Source organism: Actinoplanes sp. NPDC051343 (genome assembly GCF_044455125.1).
Lineage (GTDB): Bacteria > Actinomycetota > Actinomycetes > Mycobacteriales > Micromonosporaceae > Actinoplanes.
Map to the genome: position 1 here is coordinate 127,926 of NZ_JBITEL010000009.1, position 21,525 is coordinate 149,450.

At 71.0% G+C, this 21,525-nt stretch carries 21 protein-coding genes and 1 pseudogene; 10 read left to right on the top strand and 12 right to left on the bottom strand.

Annotated elements, in window-relative coordinates:
* Nucleotides 1–2 precede the first annotated feature (2 nt).
* Nucleotides 3–788, bottom strand: a complete 786-nt coding sequence (locus ACIA5C_RS28500; protein WP_396059916.1) for an alpha/beta fold hydrolase — start codon at nt 786–788, stop codon at nt 3–5.
* Between the two features lie 23 nt (nt 789–811).
* On the opposite strand from ACIA5C_RS28500, the gene ACIA5C_RS28505 reads away from it, so the two are divergent.
* From ACIA5C_RS28505 to ACIA5C_RS28515, 3 genes are all read left to right on the top strand, one after another.
* On the top strand, nt 812–1,972 hold the full coding sequence (locus ACIA5C_RS28505; protein WP_396059918.1) for a low temperature requirement protein A: 1,161 nt from the start codon (nt 812–814) through the stop codon (nt 1,970–1,972).
* 72 nt (nt 1,973–2,044) lie between these two features.
* Complete coding sequence (locus ACIA5C_RS28510; RefSeq protein WP_396059920.1) at nt 2,045–2,587, top strand: uridine kinase; 543 nt, start codon at nt 2,045–2,047, stop codon at nt 2,585–2,587.
* A gap of 9 nt (nt 2,588–2,596) precedes the next feature.
* Nucleotides 2,597–3,208 carry a class I SAM-dependent methyltransferase gene (locus ACIA5C_RS28515; RefSeq protein WP_396059922.1) on the top strand — a complete coding sequence of 204 codons (612 nt, stop codon included), beginning with the start codon at nt 2,597–2,599 and terminating at the stop codon, nt 3,206–3,208.
* A 16-nt stretch (nt 3,209–3,224) separates the two neighbouring features.
* Here ACIA5C_RS28515 and ACIA5C_RS28520 read toward each other — a convergent pair whose 3' ends face one another.
* Nucleotides 3,225–3,650 carry a DUF350 domain-containing protein gene (locus ACIA5C_RS28520; protein ID WP_396059924.1) on the bottom strand — a complete coding sequence of 142 codons (426 nt, stop codon included), beginning with the start codon at nt 3,648–3,650 and terminating at the stop codon, nt 3,225–3,227.
* A 29-nt stretch (nt 3,651–3,679) separates the two neighbouring features.
* Nucleotides 3,680–5,029: a glutamine synthetase family protein gene (locus tag ACIA5C_RS28525; RefSeq protein WP_396059926.1), complete on the bottom strand. Its 1,350-nt coding sequence runs from the start codon at nt 5,027–5,029 to the stop codon at nt 3,680–3,682.
* 99 nt (nt 5,030–5,128) lie between these two features.
* Here ACIA5C_RS28525 and ACIA5C_RS28530 point away from each other — a divergent pair, with 99 nt between their 5' ends.
* Complete coding sequence (locus ACIA5C_RS28530; RefSeq protein ID WP_396059928.1) at nt 5,129–6,847, top strand: NAD+ synthase; 1,719 nt, start codon at nt 5,129–5,131, stop codon at nt 6,845–6,847.
* A gap of 93 nt (nt 6,848–6,940) precedes the next feature.
* Nucleotides 6,941–7,771: a 3-methyl-2-oxobutanoate hydroxymethyltransferase gene (gene panB, locus ACIA5C_RS28535; protein WP_396059930.1), complete on the top strand. Its 831-nt coding sequence runs from the start codon at nt 6,941–6,943 to the stop codon at nt 7,769–7,771.
* Between the two features lie 258 nt (nt 7,772–8,029).
* Here panB and ACIA5C_RS28540 read toward each other — a convergent pair.
* From ACIA5C_RS28540 to ACIA5C_RS28555, 4 genes and pseudogenes are all read right to left on the bottom strand, one after another.
* Nucleotides 8,030–8,976: pseudogene (locus ACIA5C_RS28540) on the bottom strand (amidase).
* Entirely contained in the window at nt 8,934–9,137 is a 204-nt protein-coding gene (locus ACIA5C_RS28545; RefSeq protein WP_396060640.1) for a hypothetical protein, read from the bottom strand. Before ACIA5C_RS28545 ends, ACIA5C_RS28540 begins: the two are co-directional and overlap by 43 nt.
* Nucleotides 9,138–9,150: 13 nt before the next feature.
* Nucleotides 9,151–10,575 (bottom strand): RNB domain-containing ribonuclease, encoded by a 1,425-nt coding sequence (locus tag ACIA5C_RS28550; RefSeq protein WP_396059932.1) that lies wholly within the window; start codon nt 10,573–10,575, stop codon nt 9,151–9,153.
* Between the two features lie 91 nt (nt 10,576–10,666).
* Nucleotides 10,667–11,443 carry a hypothetical protein gene (locus ACIA5C_RS28555; protein ID WP_396059934.1) on the bottom strand — a complete coding sequence of 259 codons (777 nt, stop codon included), beginning with the start codon at nt 11,441–11,443 and terminating at the stop codon, nt 10,667–10,669.
* Here ACIA5C_RS28555 and ACIA5C_RS28560 point away from each other — a divergent pair.
* Both ACIA5C_RS28560 and ACIA5C_RS28565 read left to right on the top strand, forming a co-directional pair.
* Nucleotides 11,418–12,737, top strand: coding sequence for a hypothetical protein (locus tag ACIA5C_RS28560; protein ID WP_396059936.1), 1,320 nt, complete (start codon nt 11,418–11,420; stop codon nt 12,735–12,737). The two genes, ACIA5C_RS28555 and ACIA5C_RS28560, sit on opposite strands and share 26 nt — an antisense overlap.
* 285 nt (nt 12,738–13,022) lie before the next feature.
* Nucleotides 13,023–13,751, top strand: coding sequence for a hypothetical protein (locus ACIA5C_RS28565; protein ID WP_396059938.1), 729 nt, complete (start codon nt 13,023–13,025; stop codon nt 13,749–13,751).
* Between the two features lie 66 nt (nt 13,752–13,817).
* On the opposite strand, the gene ACIA5C_RS28570 is transcribed toward ACIA5C_RS28565, so the two are convergent.
* On the bottom strand, nt 13,818–14,024 hold the full coding sequence (locus ACIA5C_RS28570) for a hypothetical protein (protein WP_396059940.1): 207 nt from the start codon (nt 14,022–14,024) through the stop codon (nt 13,818–13,820).
* A gap of 136 nt (nt 14,025–14,160) precedes the next feature.
* On the bottom strand, nt 14,161–15,186 hold the full coding sequence (locus tag ACIA5C_RS28575) for an aspartate-semialdehyde dehydrogenase (RefSeq protein ID WP_396059942.1): 1,026 nt from the start codon (nt 15,184–15,186) through the stop codon (nt 14,161–14,163).
* Between the two features lie 103 nt (nt 15,187–15,289).
* On the opposite strand from ACIA5C_RS28575, the gene ACIA5C_RS28580 reads away from it, so the two are divergent.
* On the top strand, nt 15,290–16,087 hold the full coding sequence (locus ACIA5C_RS28580; RefSeq protein WP_396059944.1) for a class I SAM-dependent methyltransferase: 798 nt from the start codon (nt 15,290–15,292) through the stop codon (nt 16,085–16,087).
* On the opposite strand, the gene ACIA5C_RS28585 is transcribed toward ACIA5C_RS28580, so the two are convergent.
* The 3 genes from ACIA5C_RS28585 to ACIA5C_RS28595 form a co-directional block, all read right to left on the bottom strand.
* Nucleotides 16,084–16,680, bottom strand: coding sequence for a D-alanyl-D-alanine carboxypeptidase family protein (locus ACIA5C_RS28585; protein ID WP_396059946.1), 597 nt, complete (start codon nt 16,678–16,680; stop codon nt 16,084–16,086). The two genes, ACIA5C_RS28580 and ACIA5C_RS28585, sit on opposite strands and share 4 nt — an antisense overlap.
* Before the next feature lie 35 nt (nt 16,681–16,715).
* The gene (locus tag ACIA5C_RS28590; protein WP_396059948.1) at nt 16,716–17,864 is read right to left on the bottom strand and encodes a hypothetical protein; all 1,149 of its coding nucleotides are present in this window, start codon (nt 17,862–17,864) and stop codon (nt 16,716–16,718) included.
* Between the two features lie 68 nt (nt 17,865–17,932).
* A complete protein-coding gene (locus tag ACIA5C_RS28595) occupies nt 17,933–18,817 on the bottom strand; it encodes a LysR family transcriptional regulator (RefSeq protein WP_396059950.1) in 885 nt (294 codons plus the stop codon).
* Nucleotides 18,818–18,901: 84 nt separating this feature from the next.
* Here ACIA5C_RS28595 and ACIA5C_RS28600 point away from each other — a divergent pair, with 84 nt between their 5' ends.
* Together ACIA5C_RS28600 and ACIA5C_RS28605 are read left to right on the top strand one after the other, a co-directional pair.
* Nucleotides 18,902–20,131, top strand: coding sequence for an MFS transporter (locus ACIA5C_RS28600; RefSeq protein ID WP_396059952.1), 1,230 nt, complete (start codon nt 18,902–18,904; stop codon nt 20,129–20,131).
* Nucleotides 20,132–20,463: 332 nt separating this feature from the next.
* Nucleotides 20,464–21,525, top strand: coding sequence for a type I glyceraldehyde-3-phosphate dehydrogenase (locus ACIA5C_RS28605; protein WP_396059954.1), 1,062 nt, complete (start codon nt 20,464–20,466; stop codon nt 21,523–21,525).

The window sequence follows — 21,525 nt, forward strand, 5'->3', positions numbered from 1 at the left end:
GGCTATCGCCTCGTCAGGAATCCACGGATCGCAGCCAGCCACTCCACCGGATTGTCGAACTGCGGCATGTGCCCAGCGTCCGGGATCACCGCCAGCTCGCTGCCGACGACCGCACGGGCAAGCCGCTCGGCCGCCGCGACCGGAAACGTCCGGTCGTGCTCGCCGTGCACCACCAGAACGGGACGTCCGGTCAACACCCGGACCGGGTCCGGCGGGCGGGCCGGCTTCACCTTGCCTTCCGCGTACGGGCGGTCCCACGCGCTGGAGAAGCGCACACCTCGAAGCACCGCGCGCCACTCGTCGGCCCGGTCCTGCCGCCAGATCGTGGTGGGTATGTCGGCCTCGGCCTTGGCCCGGGCGAAGGCGCCGTCCCCCTCGGCCAAGCCGGTGCCGACGTCCCAGTTCCCCGGGACAGCCATCTCCGGATAAGCGGTGGTCGAGCTCAGGACCAACCTCCGCAGACGGTCGGGATGCTGAGCGGCCACGCGCATCGCGACGCCCCCGCCGTAGGAGTGCCCAAGCACGTCGGCCCGCCGGCCCGGCCCGATGAGGGCCGCCACGTCGTCGGCGACCAGATCGGGCTGCAACTCGGCGTCCCGCGTCGAGCGCCCGCAGCCGCGCAGGTCGAAGAAGACCACGTGCCGGATGTCCTGCAGCTCGGACGCCGGTAACAAATATGAGTGGTCCCAGCCCGGCCCGCCGTGCACGATCACCAGCATCGGCCGGGCCGGGTCGCCGAAACGGCGCACGAACAGGTCGACGCCGTTGATGGGCTCGGTACGGTGCACGCAAACGACCTTAAGGGGGTGCGATGACCGAGGCGGCTCCGGAAGTGCGGGTGTCGACGTTGGAGCTCTTCTTCGACCTGGTCTTCGTCTTCGTCATCACCCAGCTGGCCGACGCGCTGGCCGAGCATCTCACGTTCGCCCGCCTCGGCAACACCGTGCTGATCCTGGCCGTGGTCTGGTGGATGTACTCCGGATATGCCTGGCTGACCAACGCGATCGCGCCCGACAGCACGATCCGCCGCACCCTGCTGCTCACCGGCATGGCCGGCTTCCTCGTGATGGCGCTGACCATCCCGGAGGCTTTCGGCGAGTACGGCTGGCTGTTCGGCGTCAGCTACCTGGTCGTCAACCTCGTGCACTTCGTGCTGTTCGCCGGCGTCGACCAGGGCCGGGCCCGGGCGATGCGGCTGCTCGGCCCGCTCAACATCGTGGCCGCGCTGCTGGTGCTCGCCGGCGGTGTGGTGCACGAGCCGTACCGCCACATCCTCTGGGTGGCCGCCCCGGTCCTGCAGATCACCGCGAGCTATCTGCACCGCATCGAGATGCACCAGATCGCGGCCGGGCATTTCGCCGAACGGCACGGCCTGGTCATCATCATCGCGATCGGCGAGTCGATCGTCTCGATCGGCGTCGGGTTCGCCGGCGTGCACCTGAGCTGGGGCCCGATCCTGGTCGCGGTCCTCGGCCTCTGCATCGCGTACTACCTTTACTGGTTCTATTTCGCCGGTGACGACGCGCGCGGCGCCCGGGTGCTGGCCGCCACCGATCACCCTCGGCAGCGGGCCCGGCTCGCCCTGCAGGCCTGGGGCTACGCCCACTACCCGATGCTGCTCGGCATCATCGTCGCGTCGGTCGGCATCAAGATGACGGTCAGCCACGCCACCGGTCCACTGCACTGGGGTCAGGCGTCGGCCCTCGGCGGCGGGGTGGCGCTCTACCTGGTCGGGCACGCCGCCTTCCTGGCCCAGCTGCACCTGCGCGGCGTCCCGCACCGGCTGGTCGCGGCCGCCCTCGCGCTGGCGACGATCCCGCTCGGCCACTGGTTCGCGATCGCCCAGCTGGTCGCCCTCCCGGTGGTCATGGTGGTCACCGCGATGGTCGAGGACCTGCCGGAGGTCCGCCGCAGCGGCTCGACCGCGATCGGCACCTTCGGCCGCACCCCCACGAGCGAGGAACCGTCGTGACTTCGCCGACCCGGACGCTCGAGATGCTCCCCGCGTCGGGGGCGGCGGTCCTGGGCATCGGCGGGGGCCGGCGTGCCTGACATCGCGGCCTTCGTCCGCGCGGCGGAGCCGGTCCACGGCATCCGCCTGGTGGGTGTCGACGGGCCGAGTGGCGCCGGCAAGACCACGCTCGCCACCGCGCTGGCCGCCGAACTCGCCGCCCCGATCATCGAGATCGACGACTTCGTTTCCTGGAATCCGCCCACCGACTGGTGGCCGCGCTTCGATACTCAGGTGCTGACGCCGCTGCTCGCCGGCGACGACGCGGTCTACCAGGCCCGGGACTGGACCGACTGGTACGGCTCGTCCCTCGGCGCGTGGAAGACCGTCCGATGGCAGCCGATCATCGTTCTGGAGGGCGTCACCTGCACCCGCCGGGCGGCCGCCGACCGTCTGGTCTGCCGGGTCTGGGTCGACGCCCCGGCAGAGGTCCGGCTGGCCCGCGGCCTGGCCCGCGACACCGACGGGCACGCCGGCGCCCGCGAACTCTGGGAACGCTGGATGGCCGACGAGTCCCGGTTCTTCGCGCTCGACGACACCCGCTCGCGGGCCGACTTCATCATCGACGCCGCTTAAGGTCGCACGGTGGAAACGGACCGGGTGCGGCTGGCGTACGGCGCCGTCGCCGACCTTTACATCGACCTGTTCGGCAGCAGCGACCAGGTGGACGCCGACGATCTGGCCTTCATCGGGCGGCACCTCGCGGGGTGTGCGGGCCCGGTGTTCGACCTCGGTTGCGGGCCGGGCCAGATCACCGGCTACCTGCACTCGCTGGGAGCCGACGTCACCGGCATCGACCTGGTGCCCGAGTTCATCGACCACGCCCGCGCCGCGCACCCCGGTGTCGGATTCCGGCTGGGCACGATGGACGACGTCGACGAGGCCGGCGGGCTCCTGGCCTGGTACTCGCTGATCCACCGCCCGCCCGGCGAGCTCGATGCCGTGCTCGCCGGCTTCCGCCGGGCCCTGTCCCCGGGCGGGACCCTGGTGGTCGGCTTCTTCGACGGCCCGGAACTCGGCCCGTTCGACCATCGGGTGACGACCGCCTACTTCTGGCCGGTCGACGAGTTCGCCCGGCGTCTCACCCGGGCCGGCTTCACCGAGGTCGAGCGCCTGCAACGCCCCGCCGACACCACCGCACCGCCACCCGGCCGTCCGCCGACCAGGCGCCCGCACGCCGCGATCGCAGCCCGCTGACCAGCGGGCCAGGTTTTCAGGCTATGCAGGCGCAGATGATGAGAGCGGCGCCGAAGTGGGCCGCCGCACTGACCATGGCGCCGCCGTGGCGCTCGGGGGTGCAGATGACCTCGCCCAGCTTGCCCGGGGTCATCCAGTCGAGGACCAGGAAGGCCAGGCCCATGATGGCGATGCCGACGATGCCGAAGATCACGGTGGAGGCCAGGCCCTGGCCGAACGAGTCGTAGCTGGTGAAGATGGCGGTGAAGACGATCGCCGCGATGCCCAGTTGGTTGGCGGCCAGCAGCAGCGAGGCGTTGGGGTTGCGTTCCACCCAGATCAGGTCGCGCAGCCTGCCCGGCGTCAGCACGTCGATCAGGACGTAGCCGAGGGCCATCAGGCCGATTCCGACGATGCCGAAGACGATGCTGCGGCCGGCGCCCTCGAGCAGATCTTGCAGCACGGGCTCTCCCAACGACTTAGTGAACGACTTCAGAGCGCAAGATAGCGCTGCCGCTCATAAGGCGTGACCTCGCGGCGGTACTGCTCCCACTCGGAGCGCTTGTTGCGGAGGAAGAAGTCGAATACGTGCTCGCCGAGCACCTCGGCGATCAGCTCCGACTTGCTCATCACGTCGATCGCCTCGGAGAGGTTTTCCGGGAGGGCGTCGTAGCCCATCGCCTTGCGCTCGGCCGGCGACAGCGACCACACGTCGTCCTCGGCGCCCGGCGGCAGCTCGTAGCCCTCCTCGATGCCCTTCAGGCCGGCCCCGAGCAGGACCGCGAACGACAGGTAGGGGTTGCTGGCCGAGTCGATCGAGCGGACCTCGACGCGGGCCGAGTTGGGCTTGCCGAAGGCGGGGACGCGGACCAGCGCCGAACGGTTGAGGTGGCCCCAGCTGATGAACGCCGGCGACTCGGTGATCGTGTTGGGGAGCTGGAGCGGGAAGAGGCGCTTGTACGAGTTGACGTACTGGTTGGTCACCGCCGTGTATTCCCGGGCGTGCACGAGCAGACCGGCGATGAAGGCGCGGGCGGTCTTGGACAGCTTGGCCGGGTCGTCGCCGTCGTAGAACGCGTTGCGCTCGCCCTCGAACAGCGACAGGTGCGTGTGCATGCCGCTGCCGGGCTGGTCGGTGTAGGGCTTGGGCATGAAGCTGGCCCGCACCCCCTGGGAGAGCGCGACCTCCTTGACCACGTGCCGGAACGTCATGATGTTGTCGGCGGTGGTCAGCGCGTCGGCGTAGCGCAGGTCGATCTCCTGCTGGCCGGGGGCGACCTCGTGGTGGCTGAACTCGACCGAGATGCCGATGCGTTCGAGGGCGAGCACGGCCTGCCGCCGGAAGTCGCGGGCCACCGAGTGGTTGGTGTGGTCGAAGTAGCCGCCGGTGTCGACCGGCACCGGCACCGCGCCGTCGAGCGGGCCGTCCTGGATCAGGAAGAACTCGACCTCGGGGTGGGTGTAGAAGGTGAAGCCCTTCTCGGCCGCCCGGGCCAGGGCACGGCGCAGCACGTGGCGCGGGTCGGCCCAGGCGGCGTTGCCGTCGGGCAGCAGGATGTCGCAGAACATCCGGGCGCTCTCGCCGCTCGCTCCGCCCTCGAACGGGAACACCTGGAAGGTGGTGGGGTCGGGCATGGCCACCATGTCGGACTCGTACACCCGGGCGAAGCCCTCGATCGCCGAGCCGTCGATGCCGATGCCCTCCTCGAACGCGGATTCGAGTTCGGCCGGGGCGACCGACACGCTCTTGAGGGTGCCCAGCACATCGGTGAACCAGAGGCGGACAAAACGGATGTCGCGCTCCTCGAGTGTGCGAAGCACGAACTCCTGCTGTCGGTCCACATCCACCCCTAGAGAAAGAAAGTCCCAGTGTTGCCCGGTGCCGTTACGCAGAGGTTACGCGCGGGCCCGGCACTGATCACCTTGGGGAAGAATAAGGGCATGCCTACGCTGCGGATCGCCCTGGCCCAGGTCAACTCCACGGTCGGTGACATCGCCGGCAACGCGGCTTCCGTGCGGCGCTGGTCGCGGTCGGCGGCCGACGCGGGAGCGCAGTTGGTGGCGTTCCCCGAGATGATGCTGACCGGCTACCCGATCGAGGACCTGGTGTTCCGGCAGTCGCTCGTCACCGCTTCGAGAAACGCGCTGTATCAGCTCGCCGTGGATCTCGCCGCGGACGGGCTCGGCGACCTGGCGGTCGTGGTCGGCTACGTCGACCACGAAGGGGCGCCGGGCCGGAAGCGGCGGGACGCCTCGGCGCTGCTGCTCGGCGGCGAGGTGGTGGCCACCTATTTCAAGCACCACCTGCCCAACTACGGCGTCTTCGACGAGAACCGCTATTTCGAACCGGGCAATGCGCTGACCGTCGTACGTTTCGGCGGGGTCGACGTCGCGCTGACGGTGTGCGAGGACCTGTGGCAGGCGGGCGGTCCTTTCACCGCCGCACGGAAGGCCGGGGTCGGCATGGTGCTCAACATCAACGCCTCGCCCTACGAGCTCAACAAGGACGATGTGCGGCTGCCGCTGGTCAAGAGGCGGGCCGCCGAGGCGGGGGCGACCGTGGCCTACGTGAACATGGTCGGCGCACAGGATGAGCTGGTCTTCGACGGCGACTCGATGATCGTCACGGCCGGTGGAGAGTTGCTGACGCGGGCCGGGCAGTTCACCGAGGAACTACTCGTTCAGGACCTGTCGCTCCCGGCGGCCGACAGCGTCCCCAATCAGGCGCCCGTCGAGCAGCCCGCCGACGACGGCATGTCGATCACCAGCGTCACCGCGGCGGTCGACGCCCGCCCCGGCAGAAGCGACAAGGCCGACGGCGGCATCGCGGACCGGATCGCCGACGAGGAGGAGATCTGGTCGGCGCTGGTGCTCGGCCTGCGCGACTACGTCAACAAGAACGGCTTCCGCTCGGTCATCCTCGGCCTCTCCGGCGGCATCGACTCGGCGGTCGTGGCGACCATCGCGCTCGACGCGCTCGGCCCGGACCGGGTCTTCGGCGTCTCGATGCCCAGCGGGTATTCCTCCGCCCACTCCCGCGACGACGCGGCCGAACTGGCGAAACGAGCCGGCCTCGACTACCGCGTCGAACCCATCCAGCCCATGGTCGACGCGTTCCTCGCCAACCTGTCGCTCTCCGGTCTGGCGGTGGAAAACCTCCAGGCCCGGGTGCGCGGCGTCATCCTGATGGCGCTGTCGAACCAGGAGGGCCACCTCGTCCTCACCACCGGCAACAAGAGCGAACTGGCGGTCGGCTATTCGACGCTCTACGGCGACTCGGTCGGCGGCTTCAACCCGCTCAAGGACGTGCCCAAGACGATGGTCTACCGGCTGGCCCGGTGGCGAGGCTCGCCGATCCCGTCGAACTCGATCACGAAACCCCCGAGCGCGGAACTGCGGCCGGACCAGAAGGACTCCGACTCGCTTCCCGAGTACGACGTGCTTGACCCGATCCTGGCGGGGTACGTCGACCACGACATGGGCCGCGACGACCTGATCGCGGCCGGCAACGACGAGGCCCTGGTCGACCGGGTGCTGCGGATGGTCGACCTGGCCGAATACAAACGCCGCCAGTCGGCCCCGGGCACCAAGATCTCGGGCAAGGCGTTCGGGCGCGACCGTCGCCTGCCGATCACCAACCGGTTCCGCGAAGGGGTGTGACAACGTCCACTGAGCCGGCGCCCTCGGACGGTGGGACGATTTCTAGACCCGGGGACCGCTCGCCAACGCGGCCTCGAGGGAAGGAGAAGCAAAATGTCAGAGGTACCCACTCTGTACGGCGGCCCGCCGACTCGCCGAGTCCGCACCCGCGACCTGCAAAATGCCAAGCAGCGCGGCGACCGCTGGCCCATGCTCACCTCGTACGACCAGTACACCGCCTCGATCTTCGACCAGTCCGGCATCCCGGTCCTGCTCGTCGGCGACTCGGCGGCCAACAATGTGTACGGCTACGAGACCACCCTCCAGATCAGCGTCGACGAGCTGTTGCCGCTGGTCAAGGCCGTCGTCCGAGCCACCAAGACCGCGCTGATCGTGGCCGACCTGCCGTTCGGCAGCTACGAGGAGGGCCCCGCGCAGGCCCTGCGCACGGCGGTCCGCTTCATGAAGGAGGGCGGCGCCCACGCGGTCAAGCTCGAGGGCGGCGTGCGCGTGGCCCCGCAGATCGAGGCCCTCACCGGCGCCGGCATCCCGGTGATGGCCCACATCGGCTTCACCCCGCAGAGCGAGCACACGCTCGGCGGCTACCGCGTGCAGGGCCGGGAAAACGAGGGCGCAGCCGTACTGGCCGACGCACGCGCGGTCGCCGAGGCGGGCGCCTTCGCGGTCGTCCTCGAAATGGTTCCGGGCGAGGTAGCCAAGTCGATCACCAAGGAGCTGCCGATCCCCACGGTCGGCATCGGCGCCGGCCCGGACACCGACGCCCAGGTGCTGGTCTGGCAGGACATGTCGGGCATGCGCACCGGCAAGGCCCCGCGCTTCGTCAAGCGCTACGCCGACCTCGCCGGCATCCTCACGGATGCCACGCGACAATTCGCCGACGAGGTCCGGAGCGGCGAGTTCCCGGCCACCGAACACACCTTCTAAAAGACGTACGCAGGCAGCACCGGCCCCGCCTCGACAGGCCGCGCCAGGTGGGTGGTCACCCCCCTGCCGCCGCTGTCCGGGCGGGCCCGGGGCAACATCTTTCCCCCAAAACATCGCCGCGGCCGCAGCCCAACTCACCCCCGAGCACTACGCGTCCGCCGTGACCGGTGCCGACTCATGCCCGAGCACTACGCCGTGGCCGGTCCCGACTCACGCCCGAGCACTACGCCGTGGCCGGTCCCGACTCACGCCCGAGCGCTACGCCCAGCCTCCGCGCTCGATCGCGAGCCCGGTCGCGCAGAGCAGCTCCTCGCCACCCGCCGGCCCGACGAGTTGCAGGCTGACCGGCATCGGAAAGCCCGGCGACGGCACCGGCATCGCCGGCGCCGGAACACCGGCGAGATTGAACGGCGCGGTCAGCTGTGTCAGCCGGAAGCCGGCGTAGCCGGACCGCAGCGGTGGCAACCCGACCAGGGTCGGCAGCGCCACGACGTCGACCCGATCGAACAACGCCGCGACCGTCGACCGCCACCTCGCGCGGGCGGACATCGCTCCGGCCAGCCGATCGGCGGTGACGGCACGGCCCGCGTGCAGGCCGTCGTTGACGGACGCGCTGACCCCGTCGGCGCCGAGCAGCGTCCGATTCGCCCGCCAGAACTCGCCCTGGAGGATCGGGTCGAAGGCGTCGAAGATCGCCTCCCAGCCGGGCAGCCGCACCTCGCGGATCCGGAACCCGGCCGCGTCGAGCGCGGCATCGACGGCGTCCTCGACCGCCGGATCGACGCCTTCCACCCGCAGCCGGCCGACCACGCGGGCCGGACCGGGTGCCACCGCGAAACCCGGCTCGAGCAGGCGCATGCCGGTCACGACCCCGGCGACGTCGCGAGCCAGCGGGCCGACCGTGTCGAGACCGGACGCCAACGGCCAGACCCCGGCGGTCGGCACCCGCCCCCACGTCGTCTTCAGCCCCACGATCGCGCAACACGCGGCCGGGATGCGAACCGACCCGCCCGTGTCGGTGCCCAGCCCGACGTCCGCCTCGCCGGCCCCGACCGCCACCGCGCTGCCGCTCGACGAGCCGCCGGGTATGCGGTCGGGGCGACCGGGTTGGCCGGCATGCCGAACACCGCGTTGTCGCCGACCGGGCTGAGGCACAGTTCGGTCAGCGTGGTCTTCCCGACGATGTGAGCGCCCGCCGCCCGCACCCCGGCCAGGCACAACGCGTCCGCCGGGGCCAGGACCGCCCGGTCGCGTACGGCGCGCACCCGGCCGTCGTGAGCACGCCGGCCATGTCGATCGCGTCCTTGACGGCGACGCGGAGGAGCCCGTCGGCCGGCGGGTCGAAGCGGGTGATCCAGGTCGTCATCCGGCCCGCCGGCCTATTCGGAACCGTAACTGAAGAGGACCTTGCGAGCGACCGGATCGGCGGTGTCCAGGCGTACCGAAATCCGCTCGCCGAGCGGAAGCGACCCCACGCAGCGTGCCCGGACGGCCGGCTGGTCGACGGCGACCGTGCCGCCGGCCGGACGATGATGGGACGCCGCGTCGACGTCGACGACCCCCGCGTCGAACGTTTCGCCGACCCGGGGCTCGAGCAGCACCGCCTCGGTCAGGTCGACCGCCGACCGGGCCGCACCGCCCGCCATGCGATCGGAGTCGGCCATCGCCTTCGGCAGCCGCGGCAGCGCTTCGCGGGCCCACGCCGGAACCTCCCCGGCCGAGAAGAGCGCCAGGCACGTCTCCGTCGCGTATCGATCGGCCAGGCGCCGCAGCGGCGCGGTCACGTGCGCGTACGGCGCGCCGACCCCGCCGTGTCCGGTCTCGGCCGGCGGCGAGCCGTCGAAGGCCGTGTAGGCCGCCCCGCGCAACAGTTCGGCCGCCTGATCGAGGAACGCCGCCCCGCGCGGCGTCGCCGGGTCGACCGACGCGACCACCGCGCCCACCGACGCCCCGGACGGCCACGCGACCCCGAGCGACCCGGCGGCCGCCCGCAGCTTGTCGACTGCCTCGGGTCTGGCCGCCGGCATCGTGCGCAACAGCCCGATCCCGCCGCGCAGCATGAGCGTCGCCGCGGCCATGCCGGTGAGCAGCGAGATCTGCGCGTTGTGCTCCTCCATCGGCACGGGCGCCCGCAGCTCCAGCCGCCAGCCGTCGCCGTCCGGCTCGATCTCCTGCTCGGGCAGCGGCAGGTTGACCGCGCCGCGCTCGGCCGCCCGGGCCGCCAGCAGCTCCCCCAACTCGGGCAGCAACGCGATCGGCTCGGGCAGACGGCCCGTGTCGGCCAGGCCCTGAATCCCCACGTAGTCGAGTTTGGCCCGGCTCCGCACGGTCGCCCGCTCCAGCCGCACGTCGGCGATCGCGCCGTCGGCGTCGAGGTTGATGGTCCAGACGACGGCGGCCCGGTCGACGTCGGGGAACAGGCTGACCGCTCCCTCGCTGAGCACGGGCGGATGCAGCGGGATGCGGCCGTCCGGCAGGTAGATCGTCTGCCCGCGCGCCCAGGTCTCGGTTTCGAGCGGCCCACCCGGCCGCACGAACGACGCCACGTCGGCGATCGCATAGCGAACCTGGAACCCGCCACCCGCACGCCGGCTCAGGTGCATGGCCTGGTCGAGGTCGCGCGAGGTCACCGGATCAACTGTCACAAAAGGCACATCGCGCTGGTCAACCCCCGGCGCAGGCGTCTGCCGCGCCGCCGCTTCGGCCTCGGCCGCCGCCTCGGCCGGGAACTCCCCCGGCAGCTTCAACTCGCGCCGCAACACCGAAAAATCGATCCGCGGCGCCAGAACCCTTTTCATCGGCACGGCCCATTCCTACCAGCGCCCACCGACAAACGCCGTCGGGGACGGAGTTGACACTCCGTCCCCGAGATCATCGGCCTAACGGCCGTCCGGCTTACCGGGCGGCACGCTTACGGCTTGCGACCGTACGCGGTGAAGCCCCACCACCCGCATTCCCGGCAGCAGCCCGACGGGCCGCGGCCGGCGTAGCGGCCTTGACCACCTTCGTCGCGTTGGTCGCCGAGTTCTTGGCGGTCGCGGAGGCCCGCCCGGCGTTGGCACTCTTGGCCGCGCGGGCCCGCACGGCAGCCGCCTCGCCAGCCCCGCCACCCCGCGCCGACCGGCCGGCCGCCGCGTTGCCCGCCTTGGCCGCCCGGGCCCCAGCCGCGCCGGCCCGCCCCGCGCCGGCGGTGGCCTTGCTCGCCGCAGCCCGGCCAGCGGTCGCCTTGCTCGCTCCCGCTCCGATCGCGGTCACCCTGGTCGCGACCGCCTTGGTGGCGTCTGCCGCCCGGCTCCCGGTCGCCTTGCTCGCACCCGCACGCCCCGCCGTGGCCTTGCTCGCACCCGCACGCCCCGCGGTGGCCTTGGTCGCACCCGCGCGACCCGCCGTGGCATTGCTCGCACCCCCACGGCCCGCCGTGGCCTTGCTCCCCGCTGTGGCCTTGGTCGCTCCCCCACGGCCCGCGGTGGTGCCGGCCGGGCGGGTCGTCCCGCGCCCCGCCGCGGCCGGCTTGGTAGCGGTCGCCTTCCTGGCCGCGGCGGTCTTGGCCGCCGTCGCCTTGGTGGCCGTGGACCTGGCGCCGGTCGCCTGCGCACTCGTGGCCGCGGTCGCCTTGGCTGCCGCCGCCCTCGCGCTCTTCGCCCCGGTGGCCTTGGCCGCCGTCGCCTTCACGCCAGTTGACTTGGCCGCAGTGACCTTGGTCCCGGCGCGCTTCCCGGCGGTCGCCTTGGTAGCGGTCGCCTTCGTCGCGGCGCGGCTCGCAGCAGTAGCTTTGCCGGCCGTCGCCTTCGACGCCGTCGCCTTCGTCGCGGCACGTTTCGCGGCCGCCGTCTGGCCAGCCGTCGCCGTCGACGCGGTCGCCTTCGACGCAGTCGCCTTCGACGCAGTCGCCTTCGCAGCGCCCCGCTTCGCAGCCGCCGCCTGCCCGGCCGTAGCCTTCGACGCGGTCGCGTTCGACGCCGCACGCCTCGCGGCCGCCGCGTGCCCCGCCGTAGCCTTCGACGCCGACGCCGACGCCGTCGCCGTCGCCTTCGCTTTCGACGCCGCACGCTTCGCAGCCGTGACCTGCCCCGCCGTCGCCTTAGACGCGGTCGCCTTGGTAGCGGTCGCCTTCGACGCAGTCGCCTTCGACGCCGCGCGCTTCGCAGCCGTCACCTGGCCGGCCGTCGCCTTCGACGCGGTGGCCTTTGTGGCGGCGCGCCCGGCAGCCGTTGCCTGCCCGGCGGCCGACTTGGTGGCGGTCGCCTTCGTAGCCGTCGTCTTCTTGCCTGCAGCCGCCTTGGCCATGGCCTTCTTGGCCGCCACCCCGGCCTTGGTGGCGCTGGCCCGCGCCGCCGTCGCCTTGGTCCCGCCCGCCCTGGCCGCTTCCATGTTGGCCTCCGCGGTCCGCGCGGCCGCGTTCGCCTTGGCTCCGGTGGTCTTCGCCATCGTCGCCGCCGACTTGGCCGCCATCCGGTTGGCTTCGGCCGCCGACTTCCGGGCCGCCGCGGCAGTTCCCGCGGCCGTCTTCTTCGCCGTCGTGCTCTTCGCAGCTGTCATGTTCGTCGCCGCCGCTCTCTTGGCCGCCGTAGCCGCGGCCCCCGTCGACTTCGCCGCCACTTTGGCGGCGGTCCTCTTCGCCGTACCAGCCTTCGCCGCAGCCGCGTTGCCGGGCGCCTTGCCCGCCGCAGCCGTGTTGCCGGCCGCCCTGCCCGACGCAGCCGTGTTGCCGGCCGCCCTGCCCGACGCAGCCGCGTTGCCGGCCGCCCTGCCCGCCGCAGCCGTGTTGCCGGCCGCCCTGCCCGCCGCTGCCTTGCCCGCCGCCGTCTTGCCGGCCGCCGACTTGCCCGCCGCTGCCTTGCCCGCCGCCGTCTTGGCCGCCGCCGACTTGGCCGCGGTCTCGTTCGTCGCTGCCGCGGCCTTCCGGGCCGCACCCTTCGCCGCCGTAGCCTTCTTCACCGCGGCATTCCGGCTGGGCGCCCCTTGAGCCGCCGCCGACTCGGTCGCCGCAGCATCTTCGGCCACTCGGTCGGCGATGATGCGGCCTTCAACCACCGCCATCGCGGCGCCGGTGCCGGGCGTCGGAGGCGCCACCACCCCGGACTCGGTCGGCTCAGCCATCTGCGGCTCAGCCGGTTCCGTCGTGGTGGGCTCATCGGCCCGCGCGGTAATCCCCGACACCGTGCTGACCGCCGCCGCAACCCGCCGACGGCCACCGGCGGCCCTCTTCACACCGGCCACTTTGCTCCCAGCCGTCTTCGCAACACCCGCCGTGGCGGTCGCAGTCCGCGCAGCATTCATTCTGGTCACGGTCGCCTTGGCAGCACCGGCTTTAGCCGACTTTCGTCCCGCCGACTTGATGTCCACGACCGCCGCCATTTTGTCCGCCCCGGCAGGCGTAACCGCCGCACCTCTCGAGCCGGCCGCCCGCGTCCCGGCCACCTTGGAACCGGCCGCCCGCGACCCGGCACCCTTCGCAGCAACCGCCGCGGAACCCGCAGCCCGAACCGCCTCAGCCTTCACCGCCCCAGCCTTCGAACCGGCGGCCTTGGCCCCGATCGCCTTCACCGCAGCGGTTTTCGCCCCAGCGGAAACCTTGGTCCCGGTCGCCTTCGCCCCGGATGCCGCCGCATTTCTCGGCTTCGCCGCAGTGCCCGACTTCGCGGCACCCGCAGCCGCCTTCCGCCCCGACACGGACGACGCCGGCGACACGGACACCGATGGCGACACGGACACCGACGGCGACCGCGAGGCGGACGGCGCCGGCGCGGATGGCGCGCTGCCGTCGCGTTGGGCGATCACCCACTCGGCGGCGCTGCGGCTTCGCGCGGGGCCGCCCGCGCGTGCGAGGCCACCACCAGAAGTAGCCGCCCCGGAAGGAGCGGCCTTACGTGCGTTTGAGGCCGCACGTGGCGGCGTACCCGAAGGATTTGTGGCTTTTGTCGGTCTTAAGGGTATTTTTCTGGCAGGAGCCATCAGGGTGTTTCCTCCTTGCGAATGACTGCGGGCTCGTCTCCGCCCGGAGACTGCGAGTTCCGGCTTGGACACTCAAAGCCGGTGAACGGTGTTAGCTGTCCTCCCCGGTCCAGCGGGCATCCTCGGCATCCCACTCGGCATTGCGCTTCTCGACCGTGTCGAGTGCCCGCGTCGCTTCGTCAGCCGTGGCGTAGGGGCCAAGCCGAAACTGGGCGGGGCACAGGTCGCCGCCGGTCTCGACCCGGTTGTGTCGGAGGCACCAGAAATAGGCGTCTCCGACGGGCCCACTGTCGTTCATGCAATCACTCTGCCTCTCAAACCGACCATCCGCCACCGATTCGGGCAAAATGTCCTAGATTTCCATTGTGGAACCCGAACGTGGCTCAAAATAAACCGCCCCGGCCTTCAGGCCGGGGCGGTCGGAAATCGGTCGGTCAGGCAAGCTCGGCGGCGATCAGCTCCGCTACCTGTACGGCGTTCAGAGCCGCACCTTTCCGCAAGTTGTCGTTGGAGATGAAGAACGACAGAGCGTTCTCGGACGTCGGGTCGACCCGGATGCGCCCGACATAGGACGGGTCGCGGCCGGCCGCCTGCAGCGGGGTCGGCACGTCGGACAGTTCGACGCCGGGTGCGGCGGCCAGCAGCTCGCGGGCCCGCGCGGGCGACAGGGGCCGCGCGAACCGCGCGTTGATCTGCAGCGAGTGCCCGGTGAAGACCGGGACCCGCACGCACGTGCCCGAGACGAGCAGCGACGGGATGTCGAGGATCTTGCGGCTCTCGTTGCTGAGCTTCTGCTCCTCGTCGGTCTCGCCGGTGCCGTCGTCGACGAAGTTGCCGGCCTGCGGGATCACGTTGAACGCGATCGGCTGCGGGAACGACCGGGGCGCCGGGAACTCGACCGACGATCCGTCGAAGGCCAGCTCGGCGGCCCGGTCGGCGACCTTCTTGACCTGCTCGTCGAGTTCGGCCACGCCGGCCAGCCCGGCACCCGAGACCGCCTGATAGGTGGTGGCGATCATCGCGACCAGCCCGGCCTCGTCGTGCAGCGGCCGCAGCACCGGCATCGCGGCCATCGTCGTGCAGTTGGGGTTGGCGATGATGCCCTTGGGGCGGTGCTTCGCGGCGTCCGGGTTGACCTCGGAGACGACGAGCGGCACGTCCGGGTCCATCCGCCAGGCCGACGAGTTGTCGATCACGACCGCACCGGCCTCGGCGACGCGCGGCGCGTACTCCTTGGAGCTGCCCTTGCCGGCCGAGAACAGGACGATGTCGAGTCCGCCGAAGTCGGCGGTCGCGGCGTCCTCGACGGTGACCTCGCCGCCCTTCCAGGGGAGCGTGCGACCCGCGCTGCGCGCCGACGCGAAAAGCCGAAGCTGCTCAGAAGGGAACTCGCGCTCGGCCAGGATGCGGCGCATGACGCCGCCCACCTGTCCGGTCGCGCCCACAATGCCGATCCTCATAAGCAACAAAAGTACGGCCTCACCAGCGATTCAAGAAATAACGTTGTTCATATCGTGGGACGGTCGTCCCACATTTGAGGACACCGGGTCTAGCGTCGAGGACATGGCGACGTACACGCACGGGCATCACGAATCGGTCTTGCGCTCGCACCGCTGGCGCACCGCAGAGAATTCGGCCGGATACCTCCTGCCGCATCTTTCCTCCGGCGCCTCGGTGCTCGACGTCGGCTGCGGCCCCGGCACCATCACGGCCGACCTGGCGACCCTCGTCACACCGGCCCGGGTCACTGCCCTCGAGGTGACCGAGGCGGCGCTCGACCTGGCCCGCGCCGAGATCACCCGCCGCGGCCTGACCAACGTCGACTTCGAGGCCGGCGACGTCCACGCCCTCGGCTTCCCCGACGACACGTTCGACGTGGTGCACGCGCACCAGGTGCTGCAGCACGTCGCCGACCCGGTCGCGGCGCTGCGCGAGATGCGCCGGGTGGCCAAGCCGGGCGGTCTCGTCGCGGTCCGCGACAGCGACTACGCCGCGTTCACCTGGTGGCCCCAGCTTCCCGAGCTCGACGAATGGCTGGCCCTCTACGAAAAGGTGGCCCGGGGCAACGGCGGCGAGCCGGACGCCGGCCGCCGCCTGCTGTCCTGGGCCCACGCGGCCGGCTTCACCGACGTGACCGCCACCTCGAGCACCTGGTGCTTCGCCGACCGGACCGACCGCGACTGGTGGGGCGGCATGTGGGCCGACCGCGTTCTCAAGTCGGACATGGCCGCCCAGGCCCTCCGCACCGGCGCCGCCACTCAGCCGGACCTCGAGCGCATCTCCGCGGGCTGGCGCACCTGGGCCGCCGATCCGGACGGCTGGCTGTCACTACTGCACAGCGAGCTGATCTGCCGCGCCTAAACGCCGTTGGGTTTGTAGGCCCAGTGCCACGACTCGCGCGACACGTTGTTGACGAAGCCGTACTTGGCGGCGTTCTGATGCATCCACGACTGGGCCTTGCTGTTCAGGTCGAGGTCGGCGGCCATGCCCCAGCCGTGTTCGCTGGTGCCGGGCTTGGCCGCCAGCCCGCCCTGCGAGTACAGGCCCTTCCGTTTGGCCAGGTCGACCTGCTCGTCGTACGGCCGGTACGAGTCGGTGATGCCGATGTTGACGCCGTCCTTCTTCGCGTCCGCCATCATCTGGGTCAGCGATTCCGCGGCCGGCGCCCACAACCGGTGGTGGGTGTTCCCCACCTGTTCCAGCGCGCTCCGCGGGATCTTCCCGTTGCCGTAGTCGGCCAGCTCGGTCGGGATCCCCTTGCTGTTCAGCGTGAAGTTGCGCCCCGCGGCCGAGACGGTGCCGGTCCCGGTGGCGGACATCGCGTCCTGCAGATAGTCGGAGAACTGCGACGAGGAAGCGGACGAGGAGGCGGGCGCGGAAGTGGAAGCCGGCGCCCCGACCTTGCCCTGCAGGGCGAGGATCCGGCTCTGAATGTCCGTGATGCGAGAGTTCACCTTGTCGATTCCCACCTAAGGCTGTTCGGCGGCGACTAGGAAATCTGAGCGGCAACCATCACCGGTTCGCGCCGCTCGGCGCCCTCCAGCCGTTCGACCAGTTCCAGTTCGACCTCGGAGGTGTGGTCGCTGCGGTTGGGGAGGATGTTGGTGACCAGCACGACCAGGCAGCCGAGACCGGCGTAGAGCGCGAGCACGGTGAGATGCCCGGCCACCGGCGCGTCCGGGAAGTAGAGGTCGTCGCGTACGGCTTGAACGCCGGCCCCGGTCGGCAGGTTCTCGCCGACGTGCCGGCCGAAGGCCGGGAGAAACTCGGGCAGGATGCTCGCGCCGGAGATGACCGTGCCGAGCGTGAAATACAGCGCGCCGATCAGCGCGCCCGGCGGTCCGAGCAGCGCGACCGCGCCGGCCGTCGAGGCCGTGATGGCGAGCGAGATCAGCGTGAAGATGCCGAGCATCTCCCACCGGTCGGCTGCCCGGCCGACGCCGAACCATCCCATCGACCACAGCACGACGACGGCCGAGCCGATGGCGTACGCGATCAGCGTCGTCACGTGGGCAATGCCGCGCCGCCACGATCTTTTCGCCCGGGGAATCAGGCGGCCGAGTCCCATCGAGGCGATCGTTCCGCCGAGCGCGAGCGCCTGCGTGATGAAGCCGAGCGACACGCCGTTGGTGTCGTCGCGCGGCAGCGGCACCACGTCGATGACCACCGGCGGGGTGGCGAGGATCTGCGCCTGGGCGACCGGCATCCTCTCGCCCTGCTTGGCCCAGTCGGCCAGGGCCGCCGTCGCCTGTTGCTGCACGACACCGACGTACGTGGTGCGCAGCAGCGACGCCGCGGCCGGACCGGCCGCCGAGGCGACGTAGAGCCGCGGCTGGTAGCCGGAGATGTCGACGCCGCCGTAGACCTCGCGGCGCATGATGCCGGCTTTCAGGGCGTCGCTCGACGCGTAGTCGGTGACCCGGAACGCACCGGCCTGCTCGAGCTGCATGACGACCGCGGTGCGTTTGGCGGCCGTCGAGACCAGCCCGACCGGCAGTTCGTGGGGTGCGGCACGGTGGCCCATGCCCAGGTAGTAGGCGGTGAGCCCGAGCTGGACGAGCATCCCGATCATGCAGACGGCGAGCGCGAACCGCCGGAATCTCCACACCGACTCGATCTGCTGCTGCTCCTCGGTCATCGCCGTTCCCTCCGATCCCTCGAGAAGCAGCTTTACTCACCAATCACCCGAGTGTGGGCGTTTCGCGCCTATCCGAGGCTTTTCTCGATCACTTCGATCAGGGCCCGGGTCGCGGCGCTCGGCGCCTGCAGCGCCGAGACCGCCAGACCGAGCGGCCAGTCGAGGTCGCTGCCGGCCAGCGGCCGTACGACCAGGCCGCGCCGGTCCGGTACGGCGAACCGCGGCAGAAAGGACACACCAAGGCCCTCCCGGACGAAGCTGGCGCCGCTCGCGATGTCCATCACCTGGATGGCGACGTGGCGCTGGAGGCCGGCCGCCGCGAACGCGCGGTCGACCACGAAACGGTTGCCGTAGCCCTCGGGGAAGTCGACGAACGCCTCGCCGGCCAGGTCGGCGATCGTCACCTCGCCGGCGGCCGCGAGCCGGTGCCCCTCGGGCAGCACGAGGTGCAGTTGCTCATGGTGCGTCTGGCGGACGTGCACCCCGGCCGGCGGGCGGCCCGGCACCGACGCGATCGCGAGGTCGATCGACCCGTCGACCAGCCCCTCGAGCAGCCCGACCGAGCCCCGCGACGAGACCGCGAGCTGCAGCCGCACCTCCGGGTAGGCCCGGTGGAACCGGCCCAGCAGCGCCGGCACGTCGATCATTCCGACCGAGGTCAGCGTGCCGATCCGGACGGTGCCGCGCACCCCGCCGCGCACCTCGTCGACCGCGTCGCGGGCCACGCGGGCCGCGTCGAGGGCGGCTCTCGCCCGGGGCAGAAGGGCCTCACCGGCATCGGTGAGGACGACCCGCTTGGACGTACGCTCCAGCAGTTCCGCCCCGAGTTCACGCTCCAGCGCCTTGATCACCGCGGAGACGCCGGACTGCACGACGTGCAGGCGGGCGGCGGCCCGGGTGAAGCTGCGCTCCTCGGCGACCGCCACGAAGTATTCGAAGTGCCGCAGTTCCATGGCTCGTAACTATCACATCCGGTGATGGATACCAGCAGGAATCATCGTTGTACTTGATGCTTCCGCCGCCGCACTCTCGGACTCATGAGCTTGCTGATCGACTCCCGGCGCGCGGCCCACGAGGCCCCGCGCGGCTCCGCCCGGCACGGCCTCGGGTTCTGGCTGATCGCCGCCGTCTTCCTGACCGCGCTCGCGTTCTCCACCGTCCCGGCCCCGCTCTATCCGCTCTACCAGCGGCAGGACGGGTTCTCGGCGTTCACCGTGACGATCGTCTTCGCGGTCTACGCGGTCGGCGTGATCACCGCCCTCGTGCTGGCCGGGCACATCTCCGACTGGACCGGCCGCAAGCGGATCCTGCTGCCGGCGCTGGCGATCGAGATCGTCGCCGCGGTGCTCTTCCTCACCTGGACGGCGCTGCCCGGGCTGATCCTGGCCCGCTTCCTGACCGGCGTCGGGGTCGGCCTGATCACCGCGACCGCCACCGCGTACCTGCTCGAACTGCACTCGGCCCACCGGCCGCACGCCGGCCGGGGACGGTTCGAGATCATCTCGTCGGCGGCGAACCTCGGCGGCCTCGGGGTGGGAACGCTGGTGAGCGGTGCACTGGCGCAGTTCGTGACGGCTCCCCTGCGTACGCCGTACGTCGTCTTCCTGATCCTGTTGGCACTCGGCGTCGTCGCCGTCGCCACCGTTCCCGAGACGGTGATCGCGCCGGCCGTCCGCCCGCACTACCGGCCGCAGCGCCCGCGCATCGGCGCGGGTGACCGGGTCGCCTACCTGGTCGCGGCGGCCGGCGCCTTCGCCGCCTTCGCGGTCTACGGGCTCTTCACCTCGCTGGCCCCCGGTTTTGTGGCCGGTGCGCTGCACCACCCGAGCCGCCTGCTGGCCGGCGTGGTCGCCTTCCTGGTCTTCGGCGCCGGCGTGACGTCACAGGCAGTGACCGGCGCGCTCGACCCGCGGCGCCGGTTCGGGCTCGGCCTGATCGCGCAGGCGACCGGCGTGCTGGTCCTGGCCGCCGGCATGCAACTGCCGTCGCTCGGGCTGTTCCTGGCCGGCGGCATCATCGCCGGGGCGGGCTCGGGCCTGCTCTTCAAGACCGCGGTCGGCACGGTCGCGGCCGCCGCCCAGCCCGCGGTACGCGGCGAGGCGCTGGCCGGCCTGTTCCTGATCGGCTACGCCGGCCTGATCCTCCCCGTCCTCGGGATCGGCATCGCCACGCAGTTCGTGACAGTCACCACAGCAATGCTCGGCTTCACGGTCCTGCTGCTCGTACTGATCGCCGGCATCGTCGTTCTGCGCCGTCGTAATAGATGACTCGTCTGGCAATATCGCAAGTCGGAGCGTCCCGGATGGCACGATCCTCGAGTTGCAAATCTCACGAGGGAATGCCACTCCTGGCCAGAATGCGCACGGCTCATCCGAATGACGAAGTGACCTCCTGCGTGCCAAATCCTGGCCATCGGAATACGAACAGGCCCTTACCAGGCCTTATGTGGATCATGACTCAGGCTGGGACGGTTTCCTCCGTTGACGTGCAAGTTGCACAACTCTTAGTGTCGGGAGCGTGACCAAGCGTGGAATTTGGGTAACCGACGTCCGCCGCACCCCCGCGGCGGCCAAGATCAAGATCAGCCGAGGAGCCTGAGATGACAGTCACGATCGGCATCAACGGATTCGGGCGAATCGGCCGATGCGTTACCCGGATCGTCGCGGCGAACCCGCATTCCGGAATAACGATATCCGCCATCAACGACCTTGCCTCGACCGAGAAAATGGCCTACGGGCTGCGGCGCGACAGCATTCGCGGTGCATTTCCCGGCACCGTCGCCGCGCGCGCCGAGCAACTCGTCGTGAATGACCAATCGATCCGCACATTCCATCACGACCGCCCGGAGCGCATTCCCTGGGCCGACTGCGGAGTGGACGTGGTCATCGAGGCCACCGGACGGTTCCGGGCCGGTGGGCCGGCCCGGGCACACATCACCCACGGCGGCGCCCGCAAGGTGGTCATCAGCGCATCGGCTGACGACCCGGACGCGTTCCTGATCTACGGCAGCAACCACGACACGTACGACCCGGACCGGCACGACGTGGTGTCACCCGCATCGTGCGGGGTCAACGCGCTCACCACGATGGCCAAGGTGCTGCTCGACCGGTTCGGGCTGCACTCGGTCAGCACGTCCGTGTTCCTTGCCGTCCAGGGGTGGGGCAAGGTGCAGGACTCGCTGGTCGGCACGTCGCGCGAGGACCCGCGGCTCGGCCGGGCCACCGGCGAGAGCATCATCCCCCACAACTACGTGGTCGGCGACCTCGTGCAGACCGCGCTGCCGGCCATCGGCGAGATGCGCTACAGCTACTACTGCGTGCCGACCCCGATCGGCTCCCTGGCCGAACTCACCGGGCAGACCGACCGGCCGGTCAGCGTCGAGGCGGTCAACCGGGCGATGGCCGAGGCGGCGGCCGGGCCGCTGCGGCGGGTGCTGGCGTACGACCCCGACCCCACCGTGTCGATCGACGTCAAGAACAACCCGGCGTCCTGCCTGTTCGACCCGTCCGGCACCCAGACCACGGCCGACGGCGGCGTCCGCGTGCGGGGCTGGTTCGACAACGAGTGGGGCTTCTCCAACCGGCTCCTCGACCTGGCCCGCCTGGTGGGAAAGGAAAGCCCGGTCCGCTCAGCACAGAGCGTTAGCTGGAGCATTGCCTAG